The sequence below is a fragment of the Paenibacillus sp. GP183 genome (assembly GCF_900104695.1).
Classification (GTDB): domain Bacteria; phylum Bacillota; class Bacilli; order Paenibacillales; family NBRC-103111; genus Paenibacillus_AI.
The window spans coordinates 3,431,940-3,452,999 of record NZ_FNSW01000001.1 but is presented as its reverse complement, the minus strand read 5'-3'; the positions used below and the strand labels follow the sequence as shown (position 1 = coordinate 3,452,999).

General features: G+C 46.5%; 21 protein-coding genes and 3 pseudogenes. 16 read left to right on the top strand and 8 right to left on the bottom strand.

All coding sequences use genetic code 11. The annotated features are described in order from the left end of the window. From BLV33_RS17040 to BLV33_RS17030, 3 genes are all read left to right on the top strand, one after another. On the top strand, nt 1–1,674 hold the full coding sequence (locus BLV33_RS17040; RefSeq protein WP_090794263.1) for an ABC1 kinase family protein: 1,674 nt from the start codon (nt 1–3) through the stop codon (nt 1,672–1,674). A 182-nt stretch (nt 1,675–1,856) separates the two neighbouring features. After that, nucleotides 1,857–3,050 carry an IS4 family transposase gene (locus tag BLV33_RS17035; RefSeq protein ID WP_090787168.1) on the top strand — a complete coding sequence of 398 codons (1,194 nt, stop codon included), beginning with the start codon at nt 1,857–1,859 and terminating at the stop codon, nt 3,048–3,050. 355 nt (nt 3,051–3,405) lie between these two features. Then, entirely contained in the window at nt 3,406–4,419 is a 1,014-nt protein-coding gene (locus BLV33_RS17030) for a Delta(5) desaturase DesA (RefSeq protein WP_090794261.1), read from the top strand. Nucleotides 4,420–4,784: 365 nt separating this feature from the next. Here BLV33_RS17030 and BLV33_RS17025 read toward each other — a convergent pair whose 3' ends face one another. After that, nucleotides 4,785–6,371 carry a bifunctional metallophosphatase/5'-nucleotidase gene (locus tag BLV33_RS17025; RefSeq protein WP_090794258.1) on the bottom strand — a complete coding sequence of 529 codons (1,587 nt, stop codon included), beginning with the start codon at nt 6,369–6,371 and terminating at the stop codon, nt 4,785–4,787. A 160-nt stretch (nt 6,372–6,531) separates the two neighbouring features. Between BLV33_RS17025 and BLV33_RS17020 the strand changes: the two genes are divergently transcribed. Continuing rightward, nucleotides 6,532–7,467, top strand: coding sequence for a phosphate/phosphite/phosphonate ABC transporter substrate-binding protein (locus BLV33_RS17020; RefSeq protein WP_090794255.1), 936 nt, complete (start codon nt 6,532–6,534; stop codon nt 7,465–7,467). 77 nt (nt 7,468–7,544) lie between these two features. Here the strand turns inward: BLV33_RS17020 and phnE (BLV33_RS17015) are convergent, their stop codons facing one another. From phnE (BLV33_RS17015) to phnC, 3 genes and pseudogenes are all read right to left on the bottom strand, one after another. Continuing rightward, the gene (phnE, locus tag BLV33_RS17015; protein ID WP_090799002.1) at nt 7,545–8,303 is read right to left on the bottom strand and encodes a phosphonate ABC transporter, permease protein PhnE; all 759 of its coding nucleotides are present in this window, start codon (nt 8,301–8,303) and stop codon (nt 7,545–7,547) included. A gap of 54 nt (nt 8,304–8,357) precedes the next feature. Next, nucleotides 8,358–9,086: pseudogene (phnE, locus tag BLV33_RS29690) on the bottom strand (phosphonate ABC transporter, permease protein PhnE); the annotation flags it as partial. A 32-nt stretch (nt 9,087–9,118) separates the two neighbouring features. After that, the gene (phnC, locus tag BLV33_RS17005) at nt 9,119–9,895 is read right to left on the bottom strand and encodes a phosphonate ABC transporter ATP-binding protein (RefSeq protein WP_090794253.1); all 777 of its coding nucleotides are present in this window, start codon (nt 9,893–9,895) and stop codon (nt 9,119–9,121) included. Between the two features lie 173 nt (nt 9,896–10,068). Between phnC and BLV33_RS17000 the strand changes: the two genes are divergently transcribed. The 10 genes and pseudogenes from BLV33_RS17000 to BLV33_RS16955 all read left to right on the top strand — a co-directional run bounded on the left by BLV33_RS17000 (nt 10,069) and on the right by BLV33_RS16955 (nt 17,457). Then, nucleotides 10,069–12,399 carry an ATP-dependent DNA helicase gene (locus BLV33_RS17000; RefSeq protein ID WP_090794249.1) on the top strand — a complete coding sequence of 777 codons (2,331 nt, stop codon included), beginning with the start codon at nt 10,069–10,071 and terminating at the stop codon, nt 12,397–12,399. A gap of 102 nt (nt 12,400–12,501) precedes the next feature. Continuing rightward, nucleotides 12,502–13,209, top strand: a complete 708-nt coding sequence (locus tag BLV33_RS16995; protein ID WP_090794246.1) for a queuosine precursor transporter — start codon at nt 12,502–12,504, stop codon at nt 13,207–13,209. Beyond that, complete coding sequence (queF, locus tag BLV33_RS16990) at nt 13,206–13,697, top strand: preQ(1) synthase (protein ID WP_090794243.1); 492 nt, start codon at nt 13,206–13,208, stop codon at nt 13,695–13,697. The genes BLV33_RS16995 and queF overlap by 4 nt, the downstream gene beginning before the upstream one ends. 245 nt (nt 13,698–13,942) lie before the next feature. Beyond that, the gene (locus BLV33_RS16985; protein WP_090794240.1) at nt 13,943–14,476 is read left to right on the top strand and encodes a YceI family protein; all 534 of its coding nucleotides are present in this window, start codon (nt 13,943–13,945) and stop codon (nt 14,474–14,476) included. Nucleotides 14,477–14,588: 112 nt separating this feature from the next. Next, complete coding sequence (locus BLV33_RS16980) at nt 14,589–15,020, top strand: GNAT family N-acetyltransferase (RefSeq protein ID WP_090799000.1); 432 nt, start codon at nt 14,589–14,591, stop codon at nt 15,018–15,020. A gap of 27 nt (nt 15,021–15,047) precedes the next feature. Then, nucleotides 15,048–15,545, top strand: coding sequence for a GNAT family N-acetyltransferase (locus BLV33_RS16975; RefSeq protein ID WP_090794238.1), 498 nt, complete (start codon nt 15,048–15,050; stop codon nt 15,543–15,545). A gap of 97 nt (nt 15,546–15,642) precedes the next feature. Further along, entirely contained in the window at nt 15,643–15,843 is a 201-nt protein-coding gene (locus BLV33_RS16970; RefSeq protein ID WP_090794235.1) for a CsbD family protein, read from the top strand. Nucleotides 15,844–15,950: 107 nt separating this feature from the next. Then, nucleotides 15,951–16,275, top strand: a pseudogene (locus tag BLV33_RS16965) (DJ-1/PfpI family protein). A 317-nt stretch (nt 16,276–16,592) separates the two neighbouring features. Further along, on the top strand, nt 16,593–16,904 hold the full coding sequence (locus BLV33_RS16960) for an ArsR/SmtB family transcription factor (RefSeq protein ID WP_090794233.1): 312 nt from the start codon (nt 16,593–16,595) through the stop codon (nt 16,902–16,904). Nucleotides 16,905–16,944: 40 nt separating this feature from the next. Then, complete coding sequence (locus tag BLV33_RS16955) at nt 16,945–17,457, top strand: SRPBCC domain-containing protein (RefSeq protein WP_090794231.1); 513 nt, start codon at nt 16,945–16,947, stop codon at nt 17,455–17,457. 102 nt (nt 17,458–17,559) lie between these two features. On the opposite strand, the gene BLV33_RS16950 is transcribed toward BLV33_RS16955, so the two are convergent. From BLV33_RS16950 to BLV33_RS30150, 3 genes and pseudogenes are all read right to left on the bottom strand, one after another. Continuing rightward, a complete protein-coding gene (locus BLV33_RS16950) occupies nt 17,560–17,886 on the bottom strand; it encodes a hypothetical protein (RefSeq protein ID WP_090794229.1) in 327 nt (108 codons plus the stop codon). Nucleotides 17,887–18,377: 491 nt separating this feature from the next. Beyond that, a complete protein-coding gene (locus BLV33_RS16945) occupies nt 18,378–18,620 on the bottom strand; it encodes an HPr family phosphocarrier protein (RefSeq protein ID WP_090794226.1) in 243 nt (80 codons plus the stop codon). Nucleotides 18,621–18,717: 97 nt separating this feature from the next. Further along, nucleotides 18,718–18,825 (bottom strand): annotated as a pseudogene (locus tag BLV33_RS30150) (tripartite tricarboxylate transporter substrate binding protein); the annotation flags it as partial. A gap of 22 nt (nt 18,826–18,847) precedes the next feature. Between BLV33_RS30150 and BLV33_RS16940 the strand changes: the two are divergent. Both BLV33_RS16940 and BLV33_RS16935 read left to right on the top strand, forming a co-directional pair. Continuing rightward, nucleotides 18,848–19,948: a sensor histidine kinase gene (locus BLV33_RS16940; protein ID WP_090798999.1), complete on the top strand. Its 1,101-nt coding sequence runs from the start codon at nt 18,848–18,850 to the stop codon at nt 19,946–19,948. Next, entirely contained in the window at nt 19,948–20,664 is a 717-nt protein-coding gene (locus tag BLV33_RS16935) for a response regulator (RefSeq protein WP_253187091.1), read from the top strand. Before BLV33_RS16940 ends, BLV33_RS16935 begins: the two co-directional genes overlap by 1 nt. Here BLV33_RS16935 and BLV33_RS16930 read toward each other — a convergent pair. Then, the gene (locus BLV33_RS16930) at nt 20,661–21,059 is read right to left on the bottom strand and encodes a VOC family protein (protein ID WP_090794223.1); all 399 of its coding nucleotides are present in this window, start codon (nt 21,057–21,059) and stop codon (nt 20,661–20,663) included. The genes BLV33_RS16935 and BLV33_RS16930 overlap by 4 nt on opposite strands. Nucleotide 21,060: the final 1 nt, after the last annotated feature.

Below are 21,060 nucleotides of genomic sequence, written 5' to 3'. Positions count from 1 at the left end.
ATGGCTATCAAATTCCGGCACACCAACCGCTACCGCGAGATTATTATGACTCTGGTTCGACATGGCTTTGGTTACATGGTTGAAGAGATGGGGCTCTTCCAAATGCCGAAGCTTCCAAGAAAATGGTTTGCCAGAAAAGAGCCGGAAACGGTCAAATCCCTAGGAGAACGCATCCGGCTGGTGCTGGAGGAGCTGGGGCCGACCTTTATTAAATTAGGTCAATTATCCAGTACGCGCCATGATCTGCTTCCGGAGGATGTTATCTTCGAGCTGCAGAAGCTGCAGGATCAAGTGCCGCCTTTTTCGTTCGAAGAGGTGCGGATGATCATCGAAAATGAGCTTCATCGGCCGCTCGGCGATATGTTTCAGGAGTTCAAGGAGATCCCTTTGGCAGCTGCTTCTATCGGCCAGGTTCATGTAGGCCGGCTGATCACCGGTGAAGCCGTAGCGGTTAAGGTGCAGCGCCCTTTGGTGGATCAAATGATTAATTTGGATCTGGACATTCTTGAGGAACTGGCAACCATCGCCGAAAGGCGGTTGGAGTGGATGGCACATAATCAGATCCGAAGAATGATCGAGGAACTGTCCAAATCGATGCGGGAAGAGCTGAACTATACGCTGGAAGGCAGGAATGCGGATAAAATTGCCCGGCAGTTTGTCCAGCAGCCTGATGTACATATCCCAAAAGTATATTGGGAATATACCACGTCGAAAGTGCTGACTTTATCATATATCGAAGGCATCACCCTGAACCAGCCTGAAGCCCTTCTGAAACAAGGACATGACCTCAAATTAGTCGCGGAGCGGCTCGTCAACTCCATGTTTCATCAAGTGCTGATTGAAGGATTTTTCCATGCCGATCCCCATCCGGGGAACATTATTGTACGCATGGACGGAAGCATTGCTTTTGTCGATTTTGGCATGGTGGGGCGCTTGAATGAGGAGATGAAGGACCAATTAATCATGCTTCTCATCGCATTGATGCGCAAGGACAGCGATGGAATTCTCAAAGCTATTCTGCGCCTGGGGCTGGTTGAGGAGGAGATGGATACAAATGAGCTTCAGTTCGACCTGGATCTATTGCGGGAACTGTACTATGATATACCTTTGTCCCAGCTCAGTTTAGGCGATGTCCTGAACGATTTGTTTGTGGTGGCCAACCGGCATCGCATCCGGATGCCCGTCGATTTGACGCTGCTTGGCAAAGCGATGATTACCGTAGAGGGCGTTGCGGTGAAGCTGGATCCGCATCTAAGCTTGGTCAATCTGGCCGAGCCCTTCGGACTCCGCCTGCTGAAGGAACGCCTCCAGCCGCAGCAGATGCACAAAAGATGGTGGAAGCAGCTTTCGGCCCTGGCCGACACCATCATCAGCTTTCCCAAGCAGGCCAGCCATCTGACGAAGCTTATCCGTACCGGTAAGCTGAAGGTGGAGATCGGCATCCCGGAAATCGACTTGCTGCTGCGCAAATTGGATCAGATCAGCAACCGCATCTCGATCAGTATCGTGCTGCTCTCCTTCAGTCTGATCATGGTCGGACTCATCGTCGCCACATCGGTAGGCAAAACACCCTCCCTCATCCTGCATTTCCCGGTGATCGAGGTCGGCTCGGCGGTTGCAGGCTTGATGCTGCTGTGGCTGCTGTATTCGATTTTTAAGTCTGGGAGGTTCTGATTGACACCTGAAAACGATATTCTATACACTAAGCTTGCATCAAACCTGACATGAAAATATTGTTCTCATTAATTCCTATTTATGGAATAAATTGATGTTATTTCGTGGATAAAAAACAAAAAAGCCCTTATTGTTGAATTGACGGCGTGTTATCCATCATTTCTCCAATAAGGAGCTTAACCATGGATAACGTTAAAGATATTCGCGTCATTTGTCAATGCCTACGTACTCTCAATGTTTCAGGTTATCGTTCTGTACTCGACGATCATCGAACCCAAAAGTTGTTTTCAGGTACGGCTATCGAGCTTCATGTGATCGCTCAATTGCTGCAACTCCCTACGTATGATGTCATTACCGAACAATTGCGTGCGCATCCGCAATTGCAACAAGCGATCGGCCTGGAGTCCATCAGCAGCGCACAGCTTTCTCGCAAAACGAATAGCTTATGCACCCAAACCCTACAGCAGATCTTCTTTCAACTCATCAGCCAAATCGACCAGAAAACGAAGTCGGGGGCTGGAATTACGCCGAACATTGGGCGTCTGCATATCATCGATGCTACGGACATTTCCCTTCCCGCTTTATTAGGCAGTTGGGCTCGCTGTGGGTCGCGAAAAACAGGGGTTCGTCTTCATGTTCGTGTGGTTGTTGCAGATCCTGACACCGTATTCCCGGATAAGGTCATTGCTTCTACGGTCAATGTACGGGAAAATAAGGTCGTGCTAGATATGGTTGTGGAAGATGATGTCACCTATGTCATGGATCGGGGTTATGAAAGCCTCCCTAATTTCCAAACCTGGATAACGGACAATAAGCTTTTCGTGGTGCGTGTGCGGGATCGAACACATCTATATCCCATTAGCGGTAGTGAACGTAAGAGTGTGGCAAGCGTTGGGCCACTCCGGCTGCTTCAGGATGTGGATGTACTTACAAACAAGACCACAACTCCATTACGTCTGGTTGAATTTGAGGATGACAAGGGCCGCCGCTACCGGTTAATAACAAGTCGATGGGATTTAACTGCAAATGAGATTGCCTACATTTACAAGAATCGCTGGAAAATTGAGCTTTTCTTTAAATGGATGAAACAGCATTTGAAGCTAGTGAACCTGCATGGCTGCCAACCTGATTCAGTGTGGAACCAACTCTTTTTGTCCCTGATTGCTTTTGCTGTGAGTATGCTTGTAAAGCTAGCTTTGCAAACAGGAAAAAGTCAGTGGAACCTTTTACAACTGCTGCGAACGTACATGTACCACCCGTGGAAGGTGTTTAAGCAGGAGCTGAATCGACCACCCACGCGCCAGTCAAAAGGAAGACAAAAAGTGGACACGGCGGGAAGAGCCAAGCAAGAGTCGCAACGAATGATCTTACTTTAGGCCAAGATAAATGAATATTCCATTTTATGGGAATACGCGCTGTCTTAACTCCACTTTCCTTTTTTAGCTGTTACGGAAATTGAGTTACTGTAAAATTATTACTATTAAGTATTTTTTAATCAAAAACAAGCAAGTTAAGTGGTTAATGTGAAGTTTGATGCAAGCTTAGTGTATTCTATATGACTCATATAGACAGTATGACGGGTGAGTTTACCAACGATACTGTCTTTATATTGAGATAAGAGAATAGGATCGAATAAATTAACTGGAACCCTTTACGAGTTTAAACGTAATACCGTTATTGGGACAAATATGATCCATGTGTTTGTCATTGAGAGAGGAAGATAATCATATAATGCTCCAAGAGGAACAACACAATCAATGGCGCAAAGACATGGCACCTTACGAAAGACCCCATATCAAACACAGTGTATGGCAAATCATTAATTCTGTTGTACCCTTTCTTTTACTTTGGTCCGCAGCCTACTTAAGTCTATCGGTTTCTTATTGGATTACCCTTCCGCTTGCTGTTGCAGCCGGGGGGTTTCTGGTACGGATTTTCATTATTTTTCATGATTGCTGTCATAAATCCTTTTTCAAAAACCGCATGGCGAATGAAATTGTCGGGACTCTATTCGGTATTCTGACATGCGTGCCCTATCTCCAATGGAGACACAGCCATTCTGTTCATCATGCTACAAGCGGCAATCTGGATAAACGCGGAACAGGCGATATATGGACGCTTACAGTTGAGGAGTATTTATCATCTTCATGGATTCGACGTTTGTTCTACCGCTTATACAGGAATCCCTTCTCGATGTTTGTTATTGGGCCCATCTACGTGTTCCTATTGGAATACCGATTTAACCGCAAAAAGGCCGGAACGAAAGAACGCTTCAACACTTACATTACCAACGTTGGCATTATTGGCGGGGCTGGATTGCTTTGCTGGTTACTCGGCTGGCAGCAATTTCTTCTGATTCAGGGTCCGATCTTTTTGATCTCGGGTTCAATTGGCATTTGGCTCTTTTACGTACAGCATCAGTTTGAAGATACCTACTTTGAAGGGGAAGAAAATTGGGACTTTGTGAAAGCTGCCATGCATGGCAGTTCCTTCTATAAGCTTCCGAAAGTGCTGCATTTTATTACGGGCAACATCGGTTATCACCATATTCACCATTTGAGCCCAAGAGTTCCTAACTATTACCTGGAAAAAGTGCATAGCTCTAATGCTAAATTGCGCGATGTACAGACGATAACCTTACTAACCAGCTTGAAGTCACTCCGATTCCGCTTTTGGAGTGAGCAGAGCAAGAAATTTGTAGGCTTCAAGGACCTTAAGCAATTTTCATTTAAACGTAAAGCATAAAAATAGAAATTGGGCACCAGATGGGTGCCCTTTATTGTGTTCATTTTCGCGGTCTCGCATCTGAAAGCCATCGATAATGGTTATCCCAGTTTTTATCGCTTATCGCTTATGACTCATTGTGAGGGTAAACTCACTATTAGTAAGTCTGAGATCACTACTCCATCGAAGTAATCCATGAAAATATAAGTTTGTAAGTCCAAACTCACTGTTAGTGAACTTAAATTCGCTAATAGTGAGGTTAGCCCTACTAAATGAGATGCAAGGTGGATTTGAGGACAAAATAAGGAGATTGTCCTCACTACTAGTGAGTTTAGACTCATTTAAAGGATGCGCTACGGATAATAGCTGTGTAACAAGAATCACCGTCAATCATGAACTACTTCCCAGTTCGCATTCACCGTGGCCTCAATAGTGCCTTTTTCCATAATATAGCTGGTTATTAATTCAGAGATGTCGGTCGGAATATCACGGATAACCGGCTTGCCTTGAAACATGTTGTAATTTCCGCCGCCGCCAGCGCGATAATTGTTCATGGCCACATCAAACTTGGCGCTCAGAACGATCGGCTTTCCTTGATAGTGCACCCAGGTTACACGTCTTCCCAAGGGTCTGGAAATATTGATCTGATATTCGATTCCTTCCCACATATCATAGTTGTAATGCTGCGGCTTGGGCGCCGAGAAGGCGTCACTAACTTTATACCCACGTCCGTCATAGGGGGCGAAGTATCCTGCAGTTTGCTCCAGAGCATCTTTAATATCCTGGCCGGTAATGCGAATGACCTTGAGGGTATTGGGATACATATAATTCGAGACTACATCGCGAACCGTGATGTCCTGATGAAAGCCTGTTGATTCATTGTCAAACAGGGCCGTGTTGGAAATCTCAACTCCCGCATAGTGCATCTGCACTTTGTTGATAAATTCAATGATGACATGCTCCCGAGTACGCACGCTCATGGGATCCGTAATGCGCATGTCGCCTGTCAGGCAGCCAATCGGCTGATCCAGCCAGTGCTGTGTCAGGATCTCGTACGGCTGGGCCAGCTCGAGAAGATCACTTGCCGGCTCCACACCCGCCACAGACAACAGCTCGGTTGTTTTCTGCTTCACAACCCAGCGTCCCCCTTGAAGCTCCAGCTGAACTTCAGCTTTACCCAAGCAGCATCCTTGGTAGCCCGGCTGGAGAACAGCAACCCCGTTTACTTCAGCTGCAATCATTCGATGCTGATGCCCGGTAAGAAGCACATCTATGCCTTCAACCTCCATGCATAAGCGATACCCCTGATTCTCGCCAGTCAATGGCTCGCTGGGCAAACCGCTTTCCAGATCCCGCTCGAATCCTCCATGGTAAGCTGCGACGACGACGTCAACACCTTCCACCTCACGCAGATGCCGCACCCAATGCTGAGCTGCCGCTACAACATCTAGAAAGTCGATCCCCTCAATATGGCTTGGATTTTCCCAATGCGGTATGTAAGAGGTTGTGAGTCCCAGCAGCCCGACTTTGATTCCATGTTCATATTGCTTGATGACATAGGGCTGGCCAAAATAAGGGGCGCCTGTCGCCTTGTTCGCAATATTCGCAGAAAGCCAGGGGAAATGCGATTCCTTTACTGCTTTATCCAGCATGTCTTTTCCATAATTAAATTCATGATTTCCTATAATGCCGGCGTCATATTGTAAGGCATTTAGGATCAGGATTATTGGATTAGTCTGCCTGGGATCTACTTTGGCATGGTGATAGGTCAGAGGTGTGCCTTGGATTAAATCGCCGTTGTCCACCAGCAGGGTGTGGGTATTTTCTCGGCGTTCTTTACGGATCAATGTGGCTATCTTGGCCAGGCCCAGCTCTCGAAAGCTGTTGTTCCCATAATGAATAGGAAGGATATGGCCGTGTAGATCACTTGTCTCCAGAATGGTTATGGTAACTTGCTGATGGTGTACCTGCATGTCGAGTACCCCTCATTAAATTCTTGTAGATGTTTGTCAATTCATAGTATACAATTATTGGTAAGCCTGTCCTATATATTTTACAATAAATTTACTGACTGTATATGGGAAATAGGTTATATTGATTGTCGGATAGTAAAAATTTTTTAGGAGGAACCTTATGTTTAAAAAGGCAGCAGCAATTGGTTTAACTGTAGTGTTGGCCGCAGGACTTCTCGCAGCATGCGCTAAAGCTACAGACAGCAAAACAACCTCGGGGTCGGGGTCTTATGTTCCAAAAGATTTGAAAGTGCAATTCGTACCTTCACAAAATGCAGAAACATTGGAAGCCAAAGCGAAGCCTTTGGAAAAATTACTGGGTGACAAGCTTGGCATTCCTGTAAAAGTTTCCGTATCTACCGATTATAATACGGTAATCGAGGCTATGGCATCCAAGCAAGTAGACGTTGGTTTCTTGCCGCCGAGCAACTACGTAGTCGCACATGACACGCGTAAAGCGGCAGATCTGCTGCTGCAAGCAACTCGTTTGGGCGTGGATGATGCGACAGGACAGGCAACGAAGGATCTTGTAGATTTTTATAAATCGATGATTGTGGTCAAAGCGGATTCTCCTATTAAAGAAGTGAAAGACCTGAAAGGAAAGAAAATCGGTTGGCAGGGTGTAACTTCCGCCGCTGGTTATGTGTATCCAGGATATATGCTGAAAAAGGCGGGTCTGGATCTGCAAAAGGATGTAACGGGTGTTCAATTCCAAGGCCACGATAAAGCGATGATTGCCCTCTTAAACGGCCAAGTGGATGCTGTTGGTGTATTCCAGGATATTCGTGTGTCCCTGACCAAGGATTATCCGAATATTTTCAAAGATACCAGAGTACTGGGCTTTTCCGATAAAATCCCGAATGACACGATTGCAGTTCGCAACGATATGTCCAGCGATTGGAGAAAGAAAATCCAGGATGCTTTCATCGCGATCGGCAAGGATCCAGAAGGTCAAAAGGTTATCTTTGATGTATATTCCCACAAAGGTTATGTGGCATCCGAAGACAGCAAGTTTGATATCGTGCGCAGTGTTAATAAAGAAATGGGCTTGAAGTAATCATAAGTTATAGTATTTGGTAAAATCATAAGAAAGCCGGGTTTTCTACAATTGTAGAGAACTCGGCTTTTTTTTCTTCACACGATTCTCTTTCGCAGAGCGCCAGAGATATAATCGATCACGGAAACCGTAACAATAATTCCGATCAAAATGATTCCGACGCGATGCCAGCCCCTGGCATTGATGGCGAAAACCAACGGCGTACCGATACCGCCTGCTCCTATGATCCCGAGCAATGTCGCGGAACGAACATTGATTTCGAATCGATACAGGGCATAGGAGATGAACTCGGGAATCACCTGCGGAATAACGGCAAAAGCTATCGTTTTCCAGCGGTTGGCCCCGCAGGCGGCAAGGGCTTCAGTAGGTCCCATATCCATATTTTCAATCGCTTCACCATAGAGCTTGCCGAGCATGCCAACGGAATGAAGGCCAAGTGCCATCACTCCGGCAAAAGCCCCCGGTCCTACGGCCTTGATAAAAATCAGAGCCATGATGATTTCGGGTATGGTTCGAATGAGGCTTAAGATAAATTTGCCGCTGCCGGAGAAGAGACGGCTCCGGCTCATATTGGCTGCAGCCCAGAAAGCAAACGGGATACAGACTACTGCGGAGACGAAATTACCCAAATACGAGATGGCCAATGTCTCGAGAAGCGTGCGGATCAAATCTTCTCCTTCCGGGTTGTAAACATAAGACCAATCGGGTTGAAACAGTCCGGACATCATGGATTTGGTAAGGATCCAGGTTGTAGGCTGTATGCCTGTAAGCTCCAGCCCGAATAATGACCAAACCAATAAGCCGAGTACCACTGCTGCTCCGATAAACTTGTACAAGCGGGTACGCGAAGCGGATAAGGTACGGCTGCCCCCGGTTAATAATTGTCTGCGCAGCCTTGTGCTTACGGTATCGATCAAGACTACAATGACCAGCGTATAAAGAACGATACTGCAAGCTTGATCGTAGCGGAATAAATCCAGGACATTGCGGAGCAGGAGACCGATTCCGCCGGCGCCAACCAAGCCCAAGATGGCGGATGCCCGAATGCTGACCTCGAACGTATACAGAAGATGCGCCAGATAAGTAGGGGCTACCTGAGGAAGCACTCCATAGCGGATCAGCTTCAGCTTATTGGCACCGACTGCGTTCATGGCTTCCATAGGACCTGGATCGATAGCTTCCGTTGACTCATAGGACAGCTTGGATAGAATGCCGAAGGTGAAAAAAATCAGCGCAAGCGTACCTGCAGTGGGGCCAAAACCGACAAGTACCGCAAATAAGGCGGCGTATAGCAAATCCGGAATCGTACGAATTAAATTCATGATAAACCGTGCAGGACGGCTGAGCCAAGGTGCCGAAGTTACGTTGCGCGCAGCCAGCAGGGCCATCGGATAGGCAAACAAGGCGCCGATCAACGTGCCGAGAATGGACATTTGAATCGTCTCGGCCATCGGCTTCCACATGGTGCCGAAGAAGCCCCAATCCGGCGGAAACATCTCAGCGATGAAGCCGGTGATTTGCGGTGTTCCTTCAATCAGCTTGGTGAAAGTTGCATCCGTTTCATAGGCGCTGCCCACAAGCAATACGATTAAAAACAAAGCAATCAGGTATATCTTCATTCGCGAAGGGCGGATGGGCGGGGTGCTGGCTTTCAATGCTTCTTCGCCTCCCCAAGCAGCTCATCTTGGAGGTTAACGCGGCCATAGATTTCGCTGAATTTGGCGTCGGTTGCCTGCGCTACAGGTCCGTCAAATACGACTTCTCCGGCCCTAAGCCCAATAATTCTTGTCGCGTATTCCCTTGCCAAATCAATGAAGTGCAGGTTGACGACCGTCGTGATCCCCAGCTCCTGATTAATCCGCTTCAGATCGTCCATGACCTGGCGGGTCGTAAGCGGATCTAGCGATGCGACGGGTTCGTCGGCGAGAATGATCTTCGCCTCCTGTGCGAGTGCTCTCGCAATCGATACCCGCTGCTGCTGGCCCCCTGAGAGCTCATCTGCGCGAGAGTATGCCTTCTCAAGGATATTGACACGCTCCAGAGCCTTCAGAGCCAGATCAATGTCGGCTTTGGGGAACAGGCCAAGCAGCATACGAAGTGTGGAGTGGTAGCCTACCCGGCCGGACAGGACGTTGCGCAGGACGGAAGATCTTTTTACCAGATTAAAGCTTTGAAAAATCATCCCGATATCACGCCGCATTCGAAGCAGCTCCGAACCGTTGGCTGACGTAATGGCTTTCCCGTCGATGACGATTTGACCGCCTGTAATTTCAATAAGCCGGTTGATCGAACGCAGCATGGTCGATTTTCCGGCACCTGATAAACCGACAATAACGACAAATTCACCCGGGTGTATGGTTAAATTGATGTTTTTTAAACCGATGGTGCCATTTGGATACGTTTTGGTTACATTCTTAAATTCAATCATGGTTTCTCACTTTCCTGGGTGAATGAAATTTTATCAACACAAATTATTCGACATACTGTGAAGATTTACCTTTTCAACATCAAATTTTTACATAATTCTTAAGATCATGTTATAATACAGGAACAAACGTTTCTATATTAAATTGTTAACCTGCATCAGCGAGAGGTGAAATCTTGTCGAACCCTTTGCAAATAGCAGTAAGACCGCTTGTTGAATATGTATTTCGCGGCGGAAGCATTGATTCCGGGTTTCGGACGGCCAGCACATTAACGGAGGGCACCAAAGCTCACCAGAACGTGCAAAAAGAGTACCGCGAGCAGGATCAAAAAGAAGTGTATCTAAGCGCGGAGATCCCCTATGGCGATCTCGTTTTTGTCGTGGATGGAAGATGCGACGGGCTGCTGCTTGACGAGGATTCCATCATGACTATTGATGAAATCAAATCAACGGCCAAGGACATCAAGCTGATTACAGAGGAGATGTATCCCGTTCACTGGGCACAGGCTAAATTCTATGCCTATATGTATGCGAAGGAGCATCGAGTCGACCGGATGCGAATTCAATTGACCTATGTTCAAGTGGTAAGCGGGGAGCATAAGAGGTTTGTGCAGGAGGCGGAGCTTGCGGAGCTGGAGGCTTTTGCGGGCGAGGTTATTCAGCGGTATGCCCCCTATGCGCAAATGCTGCAGCAGCATAAGCGGGATCGGGACAGGAGCATCGAGGAGCTGGATTTTCCCTTTGAGACATACCGGGCAGGTCAACGGAAGCTGTCAGGAGCGGTTTACAAAGCGATAGAAGCGGGAGTGAGCCTCTTCGCCAAAGCGCCGACCGGTATTGGCAAAACGATATCGACGACGTTTCCCGGCGTGAAGGCCATCGGCAAAGGGCTGCTGGATCGGCTCTTTTATTTGACAGCGAAGACGATAACCCGGACAGCAGCGGAAGAAGCTTTTACACGGATGCAAGGCAAAGGGCTGAAGCTGCATACGGTGACTATAACCGCGAAGGACAAGGTGTGCTTTAAAGAAGAAACGAGATGCACGAAGGAGTATTGCGAGTTTGCCGACGGTTATTATGACCGGATCAATGAGGCTATGCTTGATTTGCTGTCAAACGAAACGCTGATGAGTCGCCAGGTGATTGAGGCATATGCGCGCAAGCATAGAATTTGCCCTTTTGAGTTCTCCCTGGATGCGGCCTATGCAGCGGATGTGGTGATATGTGACTACAATTATATATTCGACCCTCGAGTATCTTTGAAACGAATGTTCAACGAGTCCAAAAAACAAACCGCTCTCTTGATTGATGAAGCACACAATTTGGTCGATCGGGCAAGGGAGATGTTCTCAAGTTCACTCCATAAATCCGATTTTTTGGCGGTTCAACGCGAGTTTAAAGGTGTGAATACAGAGGTTTTTCAAGCGGCTAAGGCGGTCAACGATTATTTAATTTCTTTGAGAAAACAGAGCGGGGACAAGCTGCGGATCGAGAAGGATTCGCCAAAAGAGCTTGCTGCCCTAGTCCAGGCATTTGCGCTCCATGCCGAACGAGAGCTTGCTGCTTCAGGCTCCAGGCTGCCGAGTCCGCAGCTGCTGGACACTTACTTTGCCTGCCTGAGCTTTGGTCGGATTGACAAGCTGTACGATGAGCGCTACGTAACCTATATGGAAATCTCCAAAAGCGAGGTCAGTGTGAAGCTGTTTTGTCTCGATCCCTCGTACCTGCTAACTATGTTTGGAAAAGGGTACCGCTCACGCATTTACTTCTCGGCCACGCTCTCACCGAACGCATATTACTTGGATATGCTTGGGGCGGGTGAAGACGATTATACGGTGTCGATACCGTCACCGTTTTCAAGTAAGCAGCTCAGTGTGCATATTCAGCCACTCTCGACTCGCTATCAGGACCGTGAACGGAACAAGGCTCACTTGGTGAAACTACTGCTGAAGCTCGCGGCCGAAAATCCGGGCAATTACTTGTTCTTCTTCCCTTCTTATGAATACATGAACAGTGTATATGAGGCGTTTATGGAAGAGAGAAGCGGCGTGCGAACCCTCCTCCAGCAGGGTGAGATGTCAGAAGAGGAGCGGGAGGGCTTTTTGGCCCAATTTGATGCGGAAAATCAGGGAACCTTCGCCGGCTTTGCCGTGATGGGCGGTATTTTTTCCGAGGGCATTGATCTTGTGGGCAATCGCTTAACTGGTGTAGTTGTCATCGGAGTAGGGCTGCCTCAAATCAGTCTGGAGCGCAATATCATTAAGGATTACTTTAGCAGCGCGGGCAGAAATGGATACGATTACGCTTATGTATTCCCGGGAATGAACAAAGTGCTGCAGGCAGGCGGCAGGTTGATCCGCTCTGAACACGATCGCGGGGTGCTCGTCTTGGTGGACGATCGATATTTGCAGCCGCAGTATCAGCGCCTGCTGCCGGAAGAGTGGAAGCATTATCAAGTCAATGAAAGAACACGAGGTGTGCAAACGTTCCTTACAGTCGAAACATAATGTTGTAATTTTTCCATTGTTCTCTGCATGATCATGGTATAAACTGTACAAAGACAGTTCGCGACCATCCTGTCTATAAACAAAACTATGGAGGAATGAAACATGAAATATGGTGCAGCAGCAACGGCGGAATCGGCAGTGCCTACAAGCAATTTATCGAGAGTCGGGGCCACCCCGTATCTGCAGATTGACCCTTCCACCAAGAAGCTGATCGTGCTTGCGGCAAGTTTTATCGCGGCTTTAATGATCGCCAATATCGTGGCGATCAAAACCGTCAACGTAGGCTTTGCTAATGTGACGGCGGCCATTTTCTTTTACCCGATCACCTTTATTATGGCGGATACCATTTCCGAAATCTGGGGTAGGCATGTGGCTCGTCGGGCGATATGGACCGGATTGTTCATGAATGTCATCATGGTGGGGATTTTTACCCTGGTGATTCGGATGCCGTCCGCGCCGTTTTTTGATAATCAGGAGGAGCTTGAGATTATTCTAGGCGGTGTGCCTAGGATTGTGCTAGCTTCCTTGGCGGCATATTCCATCAGTCAAAATTTGGACGTCTATCTGTTCACGAAGCTGAGGGAAAGAACTAACGGAAGACATTTATGGCTTCGCACGAATGTAGCAACAATCCTATGCCAGATCATCGATACAGCGATTTTCTTTACTGTCGCTTTTATCGGAATCATGCCCTTTCCGGATATGCTGGCGGCTACGACTACTGAGTTTGGCGTGAAGGTCGCCATGTCAATCATCGGAACACCTTTTATCTATTTACTGGTTAAGTGGGTGAGGAGGACAGCAGCATGAGCAAAGAGAATGAGCTCGAGAACATCAGCTTGCTGGGGAACCAAAATGTGAAATATAGCTATGACTATGATCCTGGCGTTTTAGAAACCTTTGAGAATAGGCATCCGGAGCTGGACTATTTTGTGAAGTTTAATTGCCCGGAATTTACAAGTTTATGCCCGATAACAGGTCAGCCTGACTTCGCGACAATTTATATCAGCTACATGCCAGGAATTCAGATGGTCGAAAGCAAGTCGCTCAAGCTATATTTGTTCAGCTTCAGGAACCATGGCGATTTCCATGAAAATTGCATTGTGACCATCATGAAAGATCTGATTCATTTGATGGAGCCCAAGTACATCGAGGTTTGGGGCAAGTTTACACCTCGCGGCGGCATCTCCATTGATCCCTATGCGAATTATGGAAAACCTGGGACACCCTACGAGGAGATGGCCAGAAAGCGATTGTTCCAGCACGATCTGTATCCGGAGAAGATAGATAATCGATAAAATAGATAGATCCCGAGAGCTTTCAAAAAGAAGCTTGTCGGGATCATTTTATTTTTAGGGTAACCGGGAAAAGATAAGGTGCGGTACACATTGGATACTAACCATGAAAAAGACTATCAGCAAAAAAAGTTACAGTTTAATTTGACAAATACCACAAGTCAGTATAAGATAAGAAAGAGATATAAAATAGTAAGAAGATAACAATAAGTAAGTAAATAATTAATAAATATGAGGAGGCACTACTAATGGCAAAATCCCACTGGAATGTGGACGCTTCGCACAGCAGCATCGATTTCACCATCAAACACATGATGATCGCAAAGGTAAAGGGTTCATTCAATAGCTTTGAAGCCCAAATTGAAGCTGATCCTGATGATCTGACCACCGCTAATGTTCAATTTTCCATAGACCTCAGCAGTATTGATACAAGAAATGCCGACCGTGACAATCACCTGCGCACAGGAGACTTCTTTGATATCGAGCAATATCCTAGAATGACTTTTCAATCTACTTCCATCACCAAAAAGGGTGAGGGCGAGTACAATGTTACCGGTAATGTGAGCTTGCATGGCGTAACCCGTCCTGAATCGTTTACTGTCAGCTTTGAAGGAGCGGGAAAAGATCCTTGGGGCAATGAAAAAGTAGGTTTCAGCGGTAACGGAAGTCTCAAACGGAGCGACTACGGATTAACTTATAATGCGGCTCTGGAAACAGGCGGTTTCCTTATCGGAGACGAAGTTAAAGTATCCATTGAAATTGAAGCTGCGAAACAAGCTTAATCGCATTGGCAGGAGAGGACACCTACTGGGGTGTCCTCTCTTTCTTTTTGCAATAGGGTGGAGTAAAATGTAAAGGAATTTCTAATTCGGACGGTGAAGTCAATTGAATGGTGTGCTAATTCTTATTAAATCGAGAATTCATGAGCATCAAATCCAAGAATTGCTTGCTTATAGTGTGTTTCCCGATCCAGATCATCTTGAACAAACCATACAGGACTACATAACCAATGAGAAGCTCGAGCTATTTGGCTATGAATCTGATGATGTAATCGTCGGTATTCTTGGGTTTCAGCAAGAGGACAGGGATGAGCTGACAATTCAACACATCGCAGTTCGGCCGGACAGCCGGGGAGCGGGATTCGGACGAGGCCTCATTCTTGAAGCGATCGCGATGTTCAAGCCTGAGAGGGTATTGGTTGAAACCGATGAAGAGGCAGTCAACTTTTACAGAAGTATCGGCTTTGAGATTAACAGCTTGGGGGAAAAGTACCCCGGAGTTGAGCGATTTGTATGCAGCTATTATACGGATTCTGAAATCGACTGATAATATCATGTCCTGGGGGGATTGTCTATGGAACAATTGGAGTTTATTCAAATCAGGGAAGACCATGTTCAGGAAGTCATGGAGATTTACAATTATTATGTGCTCCATTCGACGGCAACCTTCCATCTTGAAGCACTGAATTGGGAAGAAATGAAAGCAACCGTCATGAATAACATTCCAAGATATCCCACCTTCGTCATTCAAAAGGCGGGCGTAATTGCCGGATACATATTGATCACTCAGCACAAAAATAAACAAGCCTATAACGCTACCGGAGAGGTGACGATCTATCTCAAACCGGAATACAGCGGTCAGGGCATTGGCGGGAAAGCACTCGCCTTTGTCGAACAGGTTGCGAGAGAGCATAAGTATCATGTGTTAATAGCTACGATCAGCGGAGAAAATGAACAAAGTGCCTTATTGTTTAAGAAAAATGGCTACACCCAAGCTGCGCATTTCAAAGAAATCGGCCTCAAATTTGGCAGACGTGTGGATATAGTAAGCTTCCAAAAGATATTGGATTAAGACCGGCAAGTCCAAATTTTTAGTTTTAAAATGGCATTTTTCGGGTAATTACATCATGGGCATGGTTTTTCATCACAAACTATAAGGAGTGAGTTCGATGGATAGCAATGTATTCAAAGGTAAATGGAAGCAAATGAAAGGTGAAGTCAAAAGCCGATGGGGCAAGCTGACCGATGACGATCTGGATGTCATTGATGGTGAGCGCGAGAAGCTGATTGGTAAACTTCAAGAGCGATATGGCCACAACAAGGAAACCGCTGAAAAAGAATATCATGATTGGTCACACAAGCATGTATAAACTTGGGTGATGCAGACACATAATCAAGAAGCATCCGAAGGGGTGCTTTCTTTATTCGTTGATTTAGGACGGCTAAGTCGTTTATTATTGAAAGGAGATGTAATTCCATGGCACGGATTGCTTTTTTACTTGGACCGCAATTTGAAGACAGTGAAATGCAAAAGCCCTATGTGGCTATGAGAGAGGCCGGACACGAAACGGCCGTTATCGGTCTTAAAGCAGGAGAAAGACTAGAAGGCAAGAAGGGAGAAGCTTACTATGAAACAGAATTGGCGATTCAGCATTCTGGCCAGTGCGGATCTGCTGAAAGGCCGTACGCTTACCAGCTATCCGCCTTTGCAGGATGATATGGTCAATGCGGGAGGTACGTTCCGCGATGAGGAGGTTGTCGTGGATAACAACCTGATCACTTCCCGGACTCCAAAGGACTAGCCGGCTTTCATCCGCGAAACACTGCAAGCTATTGATACCAGGCTATTTGCGAAAGCAAATCTGCATTAATCAGCAGAACTTAAAGAAATGATCCAAGTCCTTAGGGGATTGGATTTTTTTTCCTTAAAATATTCCTTGACAGGAATATTCCATTTATGGTATATTTAAGATATCAAATAAATACTCATTTTTGGGAGGTGATTATACATGAATCCAGAAGTCACCAAGTCTATGAATAAGACAAATCAACCGTGGCAAGTAGATGTTTGCAACCAGGTTCGTTCGATCATCCAGAAATCTATGGAGTGGGTTCAGTCATGAATGCGACAACTTTCAGTGCTCTCGCCGAACCAACTCGCTTAAACATTGTCGAGCTTTTGCGAAGCGGTCCTCTCACAGTAGGGGAAATTGCCGATCGACTAGGGCTTGGCCAGCCGCAAGCTTCAAAACATCTTCGAGTCCTCAGTGAGGCCGGGCTGGTTGAGGTGCAGCCGGTCGCCAATCGGCGGATTTACAAGCTGCGGGCCCAGCCGCTCATTGAGTTGGACGAATGGCTGGAGTCCTTCCGACGTGTTTGGGACGAGAGATTTGATCGCTTGGACGATTATCTGCGCGACCTGCAGAAGTAGGAAAAGAATCAATATAACAACAACTTTAGGAGGCAATGAAATGTCCAATGACCCTGGAGCAAACAAAATGACCACGAAGGTAGAAGATCGGGATCTGGTGATGGAGCGTATTTTCGATGCGCCGCGCGAGCTCGTGTTCAAGGTATTTAAGGATCCTGAGCACTTGTCGCAATGGTTTGGACCGAAAGGCTGGACGCTGCCGGTTTGCAAGATGGATTTCCGCCCAGGTGGAGTCTGGCACTATTGCATGCGATCGGCCGATGGCCAGATGAACTCTTGGGGTAAAGCTGTTTACCGCGAAATCGTAGAGCCGGAGCGGATCGTCTACACCGATGTCTTCTCTGATGAGGAAGGCAACGCGGTAGTGGGTATGCCGGAGCTGCTGATCACTTTGACATTCGTCGATTACGAAGGCAAGACCAAGCTCATTAACCGCGCTCAATTCGTCTCGGCCGAAGCACTCAAGGCAACAATGGACATGGGTCTAATCCAAGGGATGACCGAAACCTGGGACAACCTTGCCAAACATCTGAAAGAAATCCAAGCCGTGTAAAGATTGAAGAATATCTCTGCATAATCTGGCTGCCATTAACTTTGCCAGCCAGATTTATTTTTGCTATTGAGTATCCAGCCTTTTGCCAGACAGCGCTCCGTTTCATTCTTCATAGATGACCTCTACGACGTCTATGAATCTTTTTAGGCTTTCTACGGTTTTGCATATTTCTTCCGAATTCTTATTGTTAGCGGCATTTTCCAGGATGTGGCCGTAAACCGTTACAACATCAAATCCATAGCTGACGCCGCTGTCTTTCATACGTTGTCCGGCGATGCGTATAGGTTCATAATCGGAAGCGGCCAGCGCCTTAAGTATAAGTTCAACATCCTTGTGACGGTTGGCCAAATAACCTGGAATTTTCTCCTCCAGATCCGCATTGATGTGTATCTGAATGTTGTTTTTCTCTTGGCTGTCGTTTGGGTCCATGTTATGTATGCCCTCCATTACATTTTTGTCAACTTCATTCGACAATGTTTTTTGATAATCCTCTAAATATCGATCTAGCCCATATGCTGGTGCGTTTGGCGCAGTCTGCGGATTAAAGCAGATTTCTGTGGTCTATATTGACTATAAAAAGGGATGTCTCCGAAGTAGATCCATCTACTATAGAGACATCCCTTTTGCCGTTTGTGGTGTCCATGGAGGCGAAGCTTAATAGTAGTGAGCCTAGGCTCACTAAATAATGGCTGCATTACCCATTGAATTGAGTTAATAAGTCTAGGCTCACTATTAACGAACTCATGTTCACGAATAAGGAGTCTAGGCTCATTAAAGCTAATTTATTTGGATTATTGAGTTTCATTAATGAGAGTAAACTCAGTAATAGTGAGATTTCACTCACTAATCCAATTGAAAGCTGCCTTCGACCATCACTCCATCATCGAGGTGATTGAAGTCCTCAAAAACTGCGCAAGGGATCAAATCAGTTGCACGAGCAGATGATGCTTTTTGAAAACCTCCAGCATGGCGGCTCTGGCTTCCGTCTCGTCAGGTCCGTGAATTTCCAGCTTATAATCATGACTTCGATACAAGGTAATACTTAGACCGAGTATGCTTTTGACGTCTACAAATTTGATGTGATTAATGCGAAGCACGATGCTCGATTTAAAACGGGCCGCAGTTTGATTGATATCAACAATCGCTTGGATCTCTGAACTCATTTTCTAACCTCCCTGATTAAAAGAAAGCGTCTTCAATTCGAAGTATAAATCTTCTCACCGGCCGCGAATAGTTTAAGCGTAAAAGTTAAATTGTGAGGGAATCTTTGGCTACAGCAATCGCGCCATAATCCTTGGTCAATTGGGCAAGCGGGGTTGAATCTTTGTACCCGTATGGGCTGTTTCCTTCTTTTTTCAGGTTATTGATCAGGAATTATAAGAATCAGATTATGATGATTGGCTTCTTCACCTTGCTATTCGGAATCGCAGGGGCTATCTTCATAGCCAATATGGTGAAAAAAGCGATACTTGGCCTAGAGCCTCAGGAAATTGCTGCCTTGTATGAGGAAAAAAGAGCCATTCTCGAGTCAATACGCGAGGGCATCATTGCCATTAACTCCAAGGGCATTATAACCATGGTCAATGAGGCCGCCATTCATTTGCTGGAGCTAAGGAATGTAAAAGAGATAACGGGACAGCATATCTTGAATTTATTGCCGTCCACTCGGCTGTTAGAGGTGATCCGAACCGGCAGGGCGGAATTTGATCAACAGATGTGGTTTGGAGAAAATGAGCTGATCATCAACCGAATTCCCATCGTCAATCGCCAAAGGCAGGTGATCGGCGCGGTCTCGAGCTTTCGGAATAAATCGGAGATATTCAAGCTGGGGCAGGAGCTGTCTCAGGTTAAGAAATATGCGGAAGCATTACGTGCCCAGACGCATGAGTTTTCGAATAAGCTGTATATGATTTCCGGCCTTATTCAGCTTGAGTCGTACCATGAAGCCATAGAAGTGATTTCGCGGGAATCGGACATCCATCACAATCTGGTGCATTTTATCATGAAGGAATTTCCCGATCCGATTAATGGCGGCCTGCTTATCGGCAAATTTAATCGGGCGCAGGAATTGAAGGTACATTTTGAGATTGACCGGGAAAGCATTTTTCGGGACGTTTCAGCTGAATTGGACCGCGATCTGTTAGTTACGATCATTGGCAACATTATTGATAATGCGATGGATGCTGTATTGGAACGATCGGATCTGAGCGAGAAAACGGTGAAGGTATTTTTTACGGATCTGGGTGACGATCTGATTATTGAGTGTGAGGACAACGGAATTGGCATACCGGATGAAAACGGCGACAAGGTGTTCGAATTGGGGTTTTCTACCAAGAATGAAGCAGGGCGCGGGTTCGGATTGTTTCTGGTTCAGCGGGCAGCGACGAAATTAAACGGCTACGTGACGGTTTCCAGGAGTTCAAACGGAGGCACTGTCTTCACTGTAGCCATACCCAAACCAAAGGTGCAACAAGTAAGGGGTGAATTGTGATGGCACTCGTGAAGCAAATGGAAACACTTCATGTTTTGATTGTAGATGATGAGAGGCGGATCGCGGAAATTAATCGCAGGTTCGTGGAAAGAGTGGCAGGCTTTGAAGTGACGGGGATTGCGACGGATACTATTCAGGCTTTGGATTTGCTGGATGATCTTGAGATAGATTTGGTTCTGCTGGATATTTATTTCCCGGGCACCAGCGGACTCGAATTGCTGAAAATCATCCAAAAACAGTATCCCCACACCGATGTGATCATGATCAGCGCAGCCAAAGAAATTGAAACGGTCCGGGAAACTGTAAAAGGCGGCGCCTTCGATTACATTTTGAAGCCGCTGATCTTTGAAAGATTGCAGGACACATTGAAAAGATATCATGTATTTCGATCCCGGTTGGCCCAGCTGCAGCAAGAAGGCAGACAAATCAGCCAGGATGAAATCGATTATTTGATCAAAGGTGAGGATAAGAGGGATGCCCCTTATTTACCTACGGGCATCGACAAGCTGACGTTGGAAAAAATCGTTTCCGTCATTACAGAGGAACAGGAAGGCTTAACGGCAGAGCAGGTGTCCCGTTCTATTGGCGCAAGCCGATCTACCGCGCGAAGATACCTGGAGTATCTGGTTTCGGAAGGCCGGCTGAAAGCCGACCTGTCCTACGGTTCCGTCGGGCGCCCGGAGCGGGTTTACAAGGGTACCAAGCAGCACCTTTAGGCTTTTGCGGACACCGGTTTTTCCGCGGTAAGGGCATGAACATTCTCATCCGGGTCTTTGAAGAACACCATCCAGGTTTCGATTTGATTCATTTCTGCGATTTTGTGCGGTTTCCCGATGAAATGGACATCTCGCGCCAGCAAAGCTTGATAGGAAGCATCGATATCTTCAACCTGGAAATAAACAATCGAGCTCGGATGATCCAACTTTTCCGTCTCCGGAACACTGAGTAGGATGCGAATCCCATCGCAATCCAAAAAGGCCATATTCGGAACACGAAACAACAGCGGAAGTCCAAGATTCTCTTGGTAAAAAGCAACGGCAGCATCCAATTCATGCACAGGAATGGATAGCTGCTTAATTTTTTGGATTTGAAATGGTGCTGAACTCATCATG

What these genes read in the sequence shown, in the direction of transcription:
- BLV33_RS17040 (WP_090794263.1), top strand. Translation starts at nt 1, where the DNA reads ATGGCTATCAAATTCCGGCACACCAACCGCTACCGCGAGATTATTATG.
- BLV33_RS17035 (WP_090787168.1), top strand. Translation starts at nt 1,857, where the DNA reads ATGGATAACGTTAAAGATATTCGCGTCATTTGTCAATGCCTACGTACT.
- BLV33_RS17030 (WP_090794261.1), top strand. Translation starts at nt 3,406, where the DNA reads ATGCTCCAAGAGGAACAACACAATCAATGGCGCAAAGACATGGCACCT.
- BLV33_RS17025 (WP_090794258.1), bottom strand. Translation starts at nt 6,371, where the DNA reads ATGCAGGTACACCATCAGCAAGTTACCATAACCATTCTGGAGACAAGT.
- BLV33_RS17020 (WP_090794255.1), top strand. Translation starts at nt 6,532, where the DNA reads ATGTTTAAAAAGGCAGCAGCAATTGGTTTAACTGTAGTGTTGGCCGCA.
- phnC (WP_090794253.1), bottom strand. Translation starts at nt 9,895, where the DNA reads ATGATTGAATTTAAGAATGTAACCAAAACGTATCCAAATGGCACCATC.
- BLV33_RS16995 (WP_090794246.1), top strand. Translation starts at nt 12,502, where the DNA reads ATGAAATATGGTGCAGCAGCAACGGCGGAATCGGCAGTGCCTACAAGC.
- queF (WP_090794243.1), top strand. Translation starts at nt 13,206, where the DNA reads ATGAGCAAAGAGAATGAGCTCGAGAACATCAGCTTGCTGGGGAACCAA.
- BLV33_RS16985 (WP_090794240.1), top strand. Translation starts at nt 13,943, where the DNA reads ATGGCAAAATCCCACTGGAATGTGGACGCTTCGCACAGCAGCATCGAT.
- BLV33_RS16975 (WP_090794238.1), top strand. Translation starts at nt 15,048, where the DNA reads ATGGAACAATTGGAGTTTATTCAAATCAGGGAAGACCATGTTCAGGAA.
- BLV33_RS16970 (WP_090794235.1), top strand. Translation starts at nt 15,643, where the DNA reads ATGGATAGCAATGTATTCAAAGGTAAATGGAAGCAAATGAAAGGTGAA.
- BLV33_RS16960 (WP_090794233.1), top strand. Translation starts at nt 16,593, where the DNA reads ATGAATGCGACAACTTTCAGTGCTCTCGCCGAACCAACTCGCTTAAAC.
- BLV33_RS16955 (WP_090794231.1), top strand. Translation starts at nt 16,945, where the DNA reads ATGTCCAATGACCCTGGAGCAAACAAAATGACCACGAAGGTAGAAGAT.
- BLV33_RS16950 (WP_090794229.1), bottom strand. Translation starts at nt 17,886, where the DNA reads ATGGACCCAAACGACAGCCAAGAGAAAAACAACATTCAGATACACATC.
- BLV33_RS16945 (WP_090794226.1), bottom strand. Translation starts at nt 18,620, where the DNA reads ATGAGTTCAGAGATCCAAGCGATTGTTGATATCAATCAAACTGCGGCC.
- BLV33_RS16940 (WP_090798999.1), top strand. Translation starts at nt 18,848, where the DNA reads ATGATGATTGGCTTCTTCACCTTGCTATTCGGAATCGCAGGGGCTATC.
- BLV33_RS16935 (WP_253187091.1), top strand. Translation starts at nt 19,948, where the DNA reads ATGGCACTCGTGAAGCAAATGGAAACACTTCATGTTTTGATTGTAGAT.
- BLV33_RS16930 (WP_090794223.1), bottom strand. Translation starts at nt 21,059, where the DNA reads ATGATGAGTTCAGCACCATTTCAAATCCAAAAAATTAAGCAGCTATCC.